Origin of the sequence: Devosia sp. ZW T5_3, assembly GCF_044987315.1 — a bacterium.
Lineage (GTDB): Bacteria > Pseudomonadota > Alphaproteobacteria > Rhizobiales > Devosiaceae > Devosia.
In genome coordinates this window covers 43941-55809 of the sequence record NZ_JBJDRE010000017.1, presented here as the reverse complement: position 1 = coordinate 55809, position 11869 = coordinate 43941, and the positions used below count along the sequence as shown (strand labels likewise).

Sequence of the window (11869 nt, the reverse complement as noted above, 5' to 3'; positions counted from 1 at the left end):
CCCCGGCGGAGGAGAGCCCGGGGGCAGCGACGCTGGCTAGCGAGGAGCGAGCCAGGTGTTGTAGAAGCTGGGACGCGCCACCGCGTCAAAGCTGATGCCATGCACGTAAGGCGCGCCGGCGAAGACCTGTGGTTCTTCAAAGAACGGGATCACATAGGCCTGATCGAGCAGGTAGACCTGTGCCTCGCCGGCCAATTCGAGCCGCTTGGCATTGTCGGGCTCGGAGGCGATGGCCAGCAGCAGCTTGTTGAGATCTTCATCGACAAACTGTGCGTTGGGATTGAGCCCGCCCTTTTGCAGCAGGGCATCGCGATTGGTCGGGTAGAAATTGGACTTGATCACGTCCGGATCGGCGCGGCCGACCATGGCAGAACGGATCGGAGTCTCGAGCGGATCGAGCTGGTCGGTGGTGGCGCTGCCGGCATCGCCCGCCAGCACGTTGAGCTTGACGCCGACCTGCGCCCATTGCTGGCTGACCAGCTGGAAGGTGGCGCGGTTCTGCGGCTGGGGCAGCGATTCATAGACGTTGAGTTCGAGCTTCTTGCCATCCTTTTCGCGGATGCCATCGGCGCCCACGACCCAGCCGGCTTCATCGAGCAGCGCCTTGGCCTTTTCGGGGTCATAAGCGAGCTTGGCGGAGAGATCGACATAACCCAAAGCGGTCGAGGCTATGACCGAGGTAGCCTTGGGGTAATGCGAAGAGAACAGCGTCGAGACGATCTCGTCGGTATTGGTCGCGGCGGTCAGGGCCTGGCGGACGCGGATATCGGCGACCAGCGGATTGTCGGGACGGAACACCGCATTGTTGTTGACGCCGCGCGTTGGCGCGGAGTGGATCAGATAGCCCTGCGCCTCGACCTGGGGTTCGTCATAGGCCTGAATCTGGCGGATGAAATCGGCCTGGCCGGCGAGCAGCGCGCCGATGCGGACGCTGTCTTCGGGGGTGATGATATATTGGATGGCGTCGAGATAGGCGCGGCCCTGATGCTCGAAGCTCTTGGGGCCCCAGGCATAGTCTTCGCGGGCCTTGAGGTTGAGGCTTTGGCCGAGGGTTTCGCTTTCGACCACGAAGGCGCCCGAGCCGATGATCTTGGTGGCGTCGCCCAATTCGTTGAAGGGCAAATCGAGCGTGGCGGGGGACACGAGGCCCGAGCCGATCACTGAGGTACCCTGCAGGAAACCGGGAGCGGGTGCCTTGAAGACGAATTTGACGGTCAGCGGGTCGATGACTTCGCTGTGGTCGTAATTGGTGATGACCTCGGAAACCGGGTAGCCCAGTTCCTTATTGCCCAGGCCGAACGTGTCGAAATTCTTGGCCACGGCGGCAGCGTCGAGCGGGGTGCCATCGGAGAAGGTGACGCCGGGACGCAGCTTGAATGTGTATTCAGTGGCGTCGGCATTGATCTCCCAGCTTTCGGCCAGCCAGGGTTCGTTCTTGAGGGTTTCGGGGTTCTGCCAAGTCAGCTTGTCGGTGATCTGGTTGAGAATGCCGCTATTGGGGTAAAAACCGCCAGCTGGCGGGTAAAGATTGGTGTGGGCCTGCTGCTCGAGATAGACCAGCGTGCCACCCTGCACCGGGGTTTCCTGGGCATGCAGCGCCATGCTCGAGACGCCGACCAGCAGCAGGGCCGAAAGAGCTGCGCCAGCAAAACGCCTCGCGCTCGGAAGTAAAATTCGTGACACAGCAGGTTCCTTTCAACCAGTGGAGGGCTCGCCTCCCGCTCTGTCCAAAATGCTATTCCGATCCGGCTCGAACTCAATAATGTCTATTAAATTGGTAGGCTATATTGAGAAGGAAGACGGCAAAGCCGATGCGCCGCTCGGGGCGCTGTTAGAAATTCTTCGTCGTGTGGAAAGAATGAGCCGTCCCCAGGGGCCGGCTTGGGCATGGGAGCCTCGGTCCGCCTCCCTCCCCCTTGAGGGGAGGGATTGAGGGTGGGGGTGCTGAGGTTTCAAACCAATATCGAGCGTTGGGAGACCGCAGCACCCCCACCCCTAACCCCTCCCCTCAAGGGGGAGGGGGATGGCATTGGGGTTCTCTGTCCGCTGACTACTTCCAGCGGGGCTTGCCGTCCATCATGCCGCTGGTGGTGGCGGCTTCGATGGCGGCCAGCTCGTCGGCGGAGAAATCGAGCTGTTGCAGGGCGCCCAGATTGTCGTGCAGTTGGGCCAGTGTGCGCACACCGATCAGCGCGGAGGTCATCTCCTTGCGGCGGAGGACCCAGGCGAGCGCGAGCTGCGGCAGGCTCTGGCCGCGGGCCTTGGCGATGGTGGCGAGTTTGCCGACGGCCTCAAGCGTTTCCGGGCGGATATTGGCCGCCTTGAGGAAGGGATTGTTGGAGGTGCCACGGGCGCCTTCGGTGTCGCCGGTATTGTATTTGCCCGAGAGGATGCCCTGCGCCAGGGGCGAAAAGGCGATCATGCCGATGCCGAGCTCGCCGCAGGCATCGATGGTGTGGTCGTTCTCGATCCAGCGGTTGAGCATGGAATAGCTGGGCTGGTGCAGGATGCAGGGCACGCCCAGCGACTTGAGGATGGCGTGAGCCTCGCGCGTTTCTTCGACCGGATAGTTGGAAATGCCGACATAGAGCGCCTTGCCCTGGGCCACGATATGGGCGAGCGCGCCCATGGTTTCCTCGAGCGGGGTATTGGGATCGAAGCGGTGGGAATAGAAGATATCGAGGTAGTCGAGGCCGAGGCGTTTCAGGCTCTGATCGCAGCTGGCGATCAGGTTTTTGCGGCTGCCCCATTCGCCATAGGGGCCTTCCCACATATTGTAGCCGGCCTTGGAGGAGACGATGATTTCATCGCGATAGGGGCGGAAATCGCGGGCCATGACCAGGCCAAACAGCTCCTCGGCCGAGCCGGGAGGGGGGCCGTAATTGTTGGCAAGATCGAAATGGGTGATGCCAGCATCGAAGGCGGCACCCAGGATTTCGAAGGCGGATGGGTAGTCGCGGGTGCCGCCGAAATTCTGCCACAGGCCCAGGCTGATGACGGGGAGCTTGAGCCCCGAGCGGCCGGCATGGCGATATTGCATGGTTTCGTAACGGCCGGAAGCGGCGCTGTAGGTCATGGAATGTCCAGTCAGAAGTGAAGTTCAGCTCAGCGGCGGGCGCCGGTGGCCATGTCGAAAACGTGGATGAGCGCAGGCGCCACCGACGCCGTGAAGTCCATGCCGGGGCTGACATCGATCCCGCCATCGACGATGACGGTCAAGTCCTGCCCGGCCATATCCACCACCAGATGCGTTTGCGCCCCGGTGCGCTCCACCAGGCGGATTTTGCCGTGCAGGGGATTGTTGGCGTCGCCCGGGATGAAGTTTTCCGGGCGCAGGCCGAGGGTTACGCGTTCGCCGGTGGTTACGGCCACGGCGGGATCGAGCTTGAGTACGTCGCCGGAGGGCAGTTTGGCTGCGGAACCGTCGACGATGTCGGCGGTGACGAAGTTCATCGAGGGCGAGCCGATGAAGCCGGCGACGAAGAGATTGGCCGGGGTGCGGTAGAGGTCCATCGGCGCGCCGGCCTGTTCGATGCGGCCCTTGTTGAGCACGACGACGGTGTCGGCCAGGGTCATGGCCTCGACCTGGTCGTGGGTGACATAGATCGAAGTGCGCTTGATCTTGGCGTGCAGGCCCTTGATCTCGGTGCGCATCTGCACGCGCAGCTTGGCATCGAGATTGGAGAGCGGTTCGTCGAACAGGAACACCGCCGGATCGCGCACCACGGCGCGGCCCATGGCGACGCGCTGGCGCTGGCCGCCGGAGAGGTGGGCGGGGCGGCGGTTCAGCAGGTCGGTGAGTTCGAGCAGGCGTGCGGCATCGGCAACGCGCCTGTCGCGCTCGGCGGCGGGGACACCGGCGATCTTGAGGTTGAACGCCATGTTCTGCGCCACGGTCATATGCGGGTAGAGCGCGTAGGACTGGAACACCATGGCGATGTTGCGGTCGCGCGGGCTGAGGTGATCCACCGGCTGGTCGCCGAAGAGGATTTCGCCGTCGGTCAATTCTTCGAGGCCGGCGATCATGCGGAGCAGAGTGGACTTGCCGCAGCCGGACGGGCCGACCAGGGCGACGAAAGCGCCATCGGCAATGGTGAGGTCCAGGCCATGGATGACCGGGACGTTGCCGAAGCTCTTTTTGAGGCCGTTCAGTGTGACCGACGCCATTATGCGGCCCTCGATGATGCATTGCCCATCGAGACGATCTCGATCGGCAGGTCGAGACTCCTAACGTAGTCGATCAGTGCCAGCAGCGGCAGTTGGTCGTGGCGGCCAAGGCTGTCATAGATGGAGCGGCAGGTGGTGGCGATGTCGACGCCCGCGTTCTGGCTGACGAAGTATTTGGCGGAGGCGGGATATTTCGAATTGATCGAGTGTTCGGCAATGGCCAGCAATTGCTGGATTTTGAGGGCGGTGGCGCGATCCTTGTCAAAGTTGATCGAGACCCATTGCACCAGCTCTGGGTACAGGTTGGCGGCGTAGCTGGAAAAGCCGTGTCCGCCGGCCTCGAGCGTATCGATCAGGGTGCCCATCTGGGTGTTGAAGAATTTGAGACCCGAGCCTTTGGTGGCGGCGAGCTTGAGCTTCATCAGATCGAGATTGTGGCAGGTGTCCTTGTGGAACAGCACGCGGCCGGTGCTGGCGGCCCAGCCCAGGTCGTCGGGGGCAACGCCGCGCTTATACGGGCGCGGGCATTCGTAAAAGCCCAGCGGAATGTCGCCGGTCTGGGCCAGCACCTGCTCGACGCGGCCGCGCCAGACGGCGTTGGTTTCGCCTTCATCAGCAATCAGGCAGGGCAGCAGCACCACGGCGGTAACGCCCGTATCGGCAATGGCCTTGACGGCGTCAGCCTGTTCGGACGGTGCCGAGCCCGCCACGGCGGAGGCGATGACCGGCACGCGGCCATCGGCACGCTTGACCACGCGGGTTGCCAGTTCCACCCGCTCCTCGGGGTTCATCTGGTAGATTTCGCTCGACAGGCAGACGGTGAAAATGCCGGCGACCTTTGCGGTCGCGTAATAGTCGACCAGTGCATCGACGCCCGCCCAATCGATCGAGCGATCGATATTGAAGGGGGTGAGCATGACCGGCCAGGCGCCGTTGGGGATGAGGTCTTTGGAATTGGACATGGCAGTTTTCCTTATGCGTCAGCCCTTGACGGAGCCGGAGATGAGATCGAGCCGCCAATAGCGCTGCAACAGCAGGAACAGGGCGACGAGTGGAAGAATGGAGAGGAAGGCGCCGGTGATGATGAAGGTGTACATCCCCGGCTGTTCGGTGCCGGCATTGAGCATGGTGTAGAGCCCCACAGTCAGCGGGAAGAGGCGCTCATCGGACAGCATCAGGAAGGGCAACAGGAAGTTGTTCCAGATGCCGATGAACTGCAGCAGGAAGACGGTGATGAGGCCGGGGATCATTGGGGCGAGGCCAATGGAGAAGAAGATGCGGCCTTCGCTGGCGCCATCGACGCGCCCGGCTTCGAGCAATTCGTCATGCACGACGGCATTGGCATAGATGCGACAGAGATAGATGCCGAGCGGAGAGAGGATGGAGGGGATCAGCACGGCCCAATAGGTGCCGGCCAGCCCGATCTTGCTCATCAGCAGGTATTGCGGCACGGCCAGCACGACGCCGGGGATCAGCACGGCGCCGAGCAGGAAGGCGAAGACTACATTCTTGCCGGCGAAGTTGTATTTGGCGAGACCATAGCCCGCCGCCGCCGAGACGATGGTGGAGAGCGAGGCGCCGCCCACGGCAAAGAGCAGCGAATTGAAGGTCCAGAGCCAATACCGACCGCCACGATAATTGGAGAGGCCGACAATATTGTCGATGAAGCCGCCGCTAAAGCCCGGCATGAAGGAGGGCAATGCGAAGAGTTCGCCGGGATATTTGCTCGTCGCCGCCACCAGCCAATAAAGCGGCATGAGGCAATAGAGCGCCCCGATGAACAGGATAATGGTGGGCAGCCAGGCAATGCGGCGGTGATGGCTGCGCGCCCGCTGGCGGGCGGTGGTGATATCCACGGTCATGCCATGCCTCCGGCGCTGCGGCGGCGCGTTATCCAGAACAGGACCACGGACGACACGATGGTGATCAGGGCGATGAGCATGGCCGAAGCCGCCCCGCCATAGACGTTCTGCGCGACGAAGGTGTCGCGATAGACCAGCATCATCGGCACCCAGGTGGAGGACAGGGCATCGGTGAGCGGCGCCAAGGTCGTGGGCTCGGAGAAGGTCTGGATGGTGCCGATCAGCGAGAACAGGCCTGTCAGCACCAGCGCGGGCAGTAGCAGCGGCAATTTGATGTCGCGGGCGATCTGCCACTCATTGCAGCCATCAACGCGGGCCGCATCATACAGCTCGGAGCCGATGCCACGCAGGGCGGTGTAGAGAATGACCATGTTGAAGCCGACACCGCCCCAGATATTGATATTGGCGATGGACCAGAACACGCTGTCGCGGGTGAAGAAATTGGGCTGTGGCAGGCCCAGATTGGCCGCCAATTCGCGGAACGGGCTGACACCGGGCAGATACATGAAGCCCCACATCAGCGAGGCGATAACGCCCGGCACGGCGAAGGGCAGGAAGATGGAAATGCGCGAAAACCGCGCCAGCCGCACGCGTGGCGTATCGAGCAGCAGGGCAAACAGCAGCGCCAGGCCCAGCGTGATGGGAATGGTGATGACGCCCAGCCAGAGCATGCGGCCAAAGCCGGCCCAAAGCTCGGGATTGAACGCCGCCGTCACGTAATTGGCGAAACCGACAAAGGTCTCCTCGCGCCGCCCCAGCCCGCCACCGGCAACCTTGATGCCCCGCAAGCTCTGCAGGATGGAATAGATGAAGGGCGCGACGATCATGGTCAGCGACAGGATGATGGCCGGGCCGACAAACAGCCAGGGCGCCAGCGGATGGACGGCGCGATAGCGCCGCTTGGCAGGGGTTTTCGGTGTCGTCATGACTTAAACTTCCGGCAAACCGCCCGGAGGAGCGGAGCGCCGAGGCGCCCCGCCCTTTCCGGGAGGAAACATTGGATCAGTGAGCCGCTTGGACCACGTTGTAGCCCTGGTTCTTCATGTCATCGAAGGTGACCTTCTGGACCACGTCGAGCACGTCGGCGAAGCTGGACTTGTTCTGCACGGCCTCGCCCATGGCGTTGACATAGGCGTCGAACGCAATGCCGCGATTGGGGCCCCAGGAGACGGTGGGAGTAGCCGCGTCGATCTCGCCGGCCAGTTGATAGAAGTTCTTTTCATCAGGGATGAAGGCAGGCGCTTCCTGCAGCTGGGGCAGCTTGCGGGCCGCAAGATTGGCTGGCCAGATGTTCATCAGGCGTACATAGGCGGCCAGCGCCTCTTCATTATTGGTGATCCAGATGGCGAATTTCTTGGCCTCTTCGGGATGCTTGGTCAGCGCGGAGACGGCCGTGGCGCTGCCGCCGGTGACGCCGCCGGAATATTGGGCGCCAACGCCTTCGCTCCAACGCGGCAGGGGAATGGCGGCCCAATCGCCCAGTGTATCGGGCGCCAGGTTCTGGATCAGCGGCGGCGCCCAGACGGCGCTGATAATGCCGATAATGCTGCCATTGGCGATGGCGGCACCCCATTCGGGGCTGAAAGCCTGCATGCCGGAGACAGCGTCAGTGGTGACCAGATCCTGCCAGAAGGAGGCGACCTTCTTGGCCTCGGGGCCATTGATATCAACGGTCCACTGATCGCCCTCGAGCGACCACCATTTGGCGCCGACCTGGTGGGTGAGTGCGGCCATGGTGCCGGCATCGCCGGTGGAGAACTGGGTGAGGTATTTGGTGGGGTCGGCGGCGCGCACCGCCTTGGCCGCTTCCCCGAATTCTTCCCAGGTTTTGGGCGGCTCGATATTGAGCTCGGCCAGCAGGTCCTTGCGGTAGAAGAAATACATGGGCGAGGTGCCCTGCGGGGTGGCCCAGGTGGTGCCATCGAAGGTGACGAGATTCCAGGCAACCGGGGTGATCTGGTCTTTCAGCGGCGCCATTTCTGGCGTGATGTCGGCAACCAGCCCATTGACGATCAGCGCCGGCAGATCGCCATAGGTGACATTGGTCACATCGGGCGGATTGCCTGCGGTGTGGGCGGCCGACAGTTTCTGGACGATTTCATTGGCGCCGGCGGCACGGCTGACCGTGACGTGAATGTCCGGGTTCTGCTCGTTCCAGATGGCGATGACTTCGTCGATATGGGGCGCCCAGTTCCAATAGGTCAGCTCGACCTTGTCCTGGGACAGGGCCGGAGTGGCGAGCAGCACAGCGCCCAGGCTGGCGGCAAGCAGGTTTCGCGCGGCGCGGACGCCGGTTGGAAGTGTCATGAATCTCTCCTCCGAAGCAGCCGCCATGGAGCGGCCCTCGTATCGTGTTCGGTGCAGACCGGAACGGCGCAGGCATCTGGCGCGGCGAGGTTATCCCCCTGCCCGGCTCAGCTTTTTGTTTGCGCTCGTTTCAGGCTGTCCCTAACCTAGAGCAGGGAAATGAAGCCGTCTCTTTGGATGGGAATAAGCAATTGTGGAATGGTAAGACGCAGCAGAAAAGGGCGTGGACGCAGCTCACCCATGAGCTTGAACGGGTGCCTACGAGCCTGGTTGCCGCCGCCAACACCTCCTGCGATATGCCGTTTCCGCATTGGCATGCACAGGTCGAAATCAACTTCATCTATTCGGGCGCGATGACTTATCGCATGGCCAGCCATACGGTGGATCTGATCGGGGGCGATCTCTGCATTTTCTGGGGCGGGCAGCCGCATCAGGCCATCCATTTCGAGCCGGGGACCGAACTCATCGCCATTCACCTGCCGCTGGTGCATTTCTTCCGCCTGCGGCTGGCGGCGGACCTGATGCATCGGCTGACGCGAGGCGCCACGGTGGTAACGCGGCAGGAGGGACATGCCGATGAGGAGACGTTCCGCCGGCTGACGCTCTATATGCGCGGCGACGATCCGATGCGGCGCGAGCATGCGATCGACGAATTGCTGATGCGGATCAACCGCATCAATTTCGAGCCCTATCGACTGGTCGATGCCGAGGGCGGCGGGGCCAGCGCGGGCGAACCGCTCGATCCGCATTCCTTCCGCAATGTCATCGATATCTGCGCCTATATCACCGAGAATTTCCGCGATGATATCGGCTCGGCCGATGTGGCGTCGTTCGTCGAAATCCATCCCAAATACGCGATGAGCGTGTTCAAGAAATCCACCGGGATGACGCTCAATGAGTACATCACCCTGCTGCGGCTGAGCTATGCGCAGTCGCTGCTGATGGAGGATGATCTGACCATTCTCGATGTGGCGATGGAGAGCGGGTTTGGCTCGCTCAGCGCCTTCAGCCAATCGTTCCGCAAGGTCACCGGGCAATCCGCGTCGGATTTCCGGCGCGAACGGACGCTGGGGAGTTCGCTGGTCGCCTAGCTGAAAAAGCCGAAGATCAGCGGGGCGAGGAAGGCTGTGGCCAGGCCGTTGAGCGCCATGGCGAGGCCGGCAAAGGTGCCGGCGACGGAATTGACCTGGAAGGCGCGGGCGGTGCCGATGCCGTGGGAGGTCAGGCCGGCGGCGAAGCCTCTTGCGGCGTAGTCGGTGATTTTGAGGGCGTTCATCAGCGGGGTGACGATTACGGCGCCCAATATGCCGGTGGCGATGACGAGGACGGCGGTGAGCGCTGGTTCGCCCCCGATCTGGCCGGCGATGCCCACGGCAATGCCCGCAGTGACCGATTTGGGGACCAGCGCCAGGACAATGGCGGGGGCGGCGCCGAGCGCTATCGCGATGCCGGTGGCCGAGAGCATGGCGAAGGGGGCGCCGATGGCGAGGGACGCCAGGATCGGCAGGGCCTTGGCTTTGACCAATTGGCGGCTGCGATAGAGGGGCACGGCCAGGGCGACGGTTGCGGGGCCGAGGATGAAGTGGATGAATTGGGCGCCGTCGAAATAGGTGTCGTAGCTGGTGCCGGTCAGGCGCAGGACCAGGACGACCACGACGATGGTGATCAGCACGGGATTGACCACTGGGTGGTAGCCGCTGCGCTTGGCGATCCATTGGGCGGCGAGGAAGACCCCGATGGTGAGGGTGAGCCAGAGCAAGGGGCTGGCGGCGAGATAGACCCAGAGGTCGAAATTCGGATTGGTCATGGCTGGGTCTCCTTGGCCGGCAGCAGGCGGCTGACGAAGCGGAAGACGGCGACGGTGACGATGAGGGTCAGCACGGTGGAGACGACGAGCGCGGCGACTAGGGCCAGGCCATTGTCGAAGACCAATTGGTAATTCTGGGAAATGCCGACGCCGGCTGGGATGAAGACCAGGCCCAGATTGGCGAGCAGGCCATCGGCGGACTTGGCGACGGGGCCGGTTTCGGCGGAGGCGGCGCCCTGGCGCCAGCCCTGAATGGCGAGCAGGGCGAGGAGCAGGACGATGCCGATAACGGGGCCGGGAATGGGCAGGCCCAGGCCCCGCGCGATGATTTCGCCGGCGAGTTGGCAGGCCAGCAGGATGAATAGTCCGAAGAGCATGGGCGACTCCCTTTCAGGTGCCGAAAGCTAGCACGGAGGCCCGGGCTTGGAGAGCTAATGCAGCAGGTTCTTGGCGAAGGTGCCGCGGGACATGATGGCGGACATGTGGGCGCCGTCGCCTTGGAGGAGCCCGATATCGCTGAGGGGGTTGCCGTTGATGACCAGCAGATCGGCGGAGGCGCCGGGGGCTATGATGCCGGCTTCGCCTTCGAGGCGGCAGAGTTTTGCGCCGATCATGGTGGCGGAGCGGATGATTTCGGCCGGGGTGAGCACCTTGGCGAGGATTTCGAATTCCATGCAGTGATATTTGCGGAGCTGGCCCAAAAGGTCGGAGCCGAAGGCCATGGGCAGGCCGGCGTCGCGCATGACTTCAAGCGAGCGGAGGCCACCGCTGCGGACCACCTCGATCTTGGCGAATTCGGCGGCGCCGAGGCCGAGCGCTTCGCCTTCGAGCGCCAGCGCGTCATAGGCGACGAGCGTGGGCACGGCGATGCAGCCGTTTTCGGCGGCGAGCTTGGCGGTTTCGGGCTCGATCAGGTTGCAATGTTCGAGCGAATGCACGCCCAGCTCGACGCAGCGGCGGATGGCCTTGTCGGTATAGACATGGGCCGAGACATAGAGCCCGGCATTGTCGGCCTCTTCCACCATGGCGAGGATTTCCTCGCGGGAATATTGGATGGAATGGATCGGGTCATTGGGCGAGGACACGCCGCCATTGGCCATGACCTTGATGAAATTGGCGCCCTCCTTGATCATGGTGCGGCAGGCGGCGCGGACATTGTCGACGCCATCGACGATGAGGCCCATCGAGCCCAACCGATCGGAGAAGATGCCAGGCCGGTCGTCGGTGCGCGAGCGCAGATCGGCGTGGCCGCCAGTGGTGGTCAGGCCCTTGCCGCAGATGACGAGGCGGGGTCCGGGGATCAGGCCCTCATTGACCGCGCGGACCAGGCCATAATCGGCGCCGCCCAGATCGCGCAAAGTGGTGAAGCCGCGGCGCAGGGCCTCGTTCATCACGCGGGCCGCGCGCAGGGCGGCGAGCGAGGATGGGGCGGTCATATTGGCCCAGAGGTCGAGCGTTTCGGCCACGACATGGACGTGGCAATCGATCAGGCCAGGCATGATGGTGCGGCCGCCCAGGGGGATTTCCACGGTGTTGGCGGGGGTGGTGAGGCCCGTGCCGATGGCGGCGATGCGGTCGCCGGTCACCAGCACGTCGAGGCCGTCGCGCAGCACGCCCTGCTCCGCATCAAGGACACGGCCGCCGGTGAAGAGATAGTTCTGGGTCATGACCGGTCCTTTGAGTTGATTTTGGTTACGTTTGCGAATTGCGAAGGTGAGCCCCGATC

11 protein-coding genes are annotated in these 11869 nt (G+C 63.2%); 1 reads left to right on the top strand and 10 read right to left on the bottom strand.

Going from position 1 to position 11869, the window contains the following annotated elements; translation table 11 throughout:
* Positions 1–36: 36 nt before the first annotated feature.
* The 7 genes from ACI3KW_RS19130 to ACI3KW_RS19100 all read right to left on the bottom strand — a co-directional run bounded on the left by ACI3KW_RS19130 (position 37) and on the right by ACI3KW_RS19100 (position 8336).
* Positions 37–1602, bottom strand: a complete 1566-nt coding sequence (locus ACI3KW_RS19130) for a TIGR04028 family ABC transporter substrate-binding protein (protein WP_404849453.1) — start codon at positions 1600–1602, stop codon at positions 37–39.
* Positions 1603–2050: 448 nt separating this feature from the next.
* Positions 2051–3076, bottom strand: a complete 1026-nt coding sequence (locus ACI3KW_RS19125; RefSeq protein ID WP_404849413.1) for an aldo/keto reductase — start codon at positions 3074–3076, stop codon at positions 2051–2053.
* Positions 3077–3105: 29 nt separating this feature from the next.
* Positions 3106–4167, bottom strand: a complete 1062-nt coding sequence (locus ACI3KW_RS19120) for an ABC transporter ATP-binding protein (RefSeq protein WP_404849412.1) — start codon at positions 4165–4167, stop codon at positions 3106–3108.
* Positions 4167–5129, bottom strand: a complete 963-nt coding sequence (locus ACI3KW_RS19115) for a dihydrodipicolinate synthase family protein (RefSeq protein ID WP_404849411.1) — start codon at positions 5127–5129, stop codon at positions 4167–4169. Before ACI3KW_RS19115 ends, ACI3KW_RS19120 begins: the two co-directional genes overlap by 1 nt.
* A gap of 18 nt (positions 5130–5147) precedes the next feature.
* Positions 5148–6029: a carbohydrate ABC transporter permease gene (locus ACI3KW_RS19110; RefSeq protein ID WP_113121757.1), complete on the bottom strand. Its 882-nt coding sequence runs from the start codon at positions 6027–6029 to the stop codon at positions 5148–5150.
* On the bottom strand, positions 6026–6955 hold the full coding sequence (locus tag ACI3KW_RS19105) for a carbohydrate ABC transporter permease (RefSeq protein WP_404849410.1): 930 nt from the start codon (positions 6953–6955) through the stop codon (positions 6026–6028). Before ACI3KW_RS19105 ends, ACI3KW_RS19110 begins: the two co-directional genes overlap by 4 nt.
* Positions 6956–7031: 76 nt before the next feature.
* A complete protein-coding gene (locus tag ACI3KW_RS19100) occupies positions 7032–8336 on the bottom strand; it encodes an ABC transporter substrate-binding protein (RefSeq protein WP_404849409.1) in 1305 nt (434 codons plus the stop codon).
* A gap of 254 nt (positions 8337–8590) precedes the next feature.
* Between ACI3KW_RS19100 and ACI3KW_RS19095 the strand changes: the two genes are divergently transcribed.
* Positions 8591–9427, top strand: a complete 837-nt coding sequence (locus ACI3KW_RS19095) for a helix-turn-helix domain-containing protein (RefSeq protein WP_404849408.1) — start codon at positions 8591–8593, stop codon at positions 9425–9427.
* Here ACI3KW_RS19095 and ACI3KW_RS19090 read toward each other — a convergent pair.
* Genes ACI3KW_RS19090 through ACI3KW_RS19080 form a run of 3 tightly spaced genes read right to left on the bottom strand, consistent with a single transcriptional unit; the run spans position 9424 to position 11810 of the window.
* Positions 9424–10143: an LrgB family protein gene (locus ACI3KW_RS19090; protein WP_404849407.1), complete on the bottom strand. Its 720-nt coding sequence runs from the start codon at positions 10141–10143 to the stop codon at positions 9424–9426. The genes ACI3KW_RS19095 and ACI3KW_RS19090 overlap by 4 nt on opposite strands.
* Positions 10140–10520 carry a CidA/LrgA family protein gene (locus tag ACI3KW_RS19085; protein WP_113121752.1) on the bottom strand — a complete coding sequence of 127 codons (381 nt, stop codon included), beginning with the start codon at positions 10518–10520 and terminating at the stop codon, positions 10140–10142. The genes ACI3KW_RS19090 and ACI3KW_RS19085 overlap by 4 nt, the downstream gene beginning before the upstream one ends.
* 54 nt (positions 10521–10574) lie before the next feature.
* On the bottom strand, positions 10575–11810 hold the full coding sequence (locus tag ACI3KW_RS19080; RefSeq protein WP_404849406.1) for an amidohydrolase family protein: 1236 nt from the start codon (positions 11808–11810) through the stop codon (positions 10575–10577).
* Between the last annotated feature and the right edge of the window lie 59 nt (positions 11811–11869).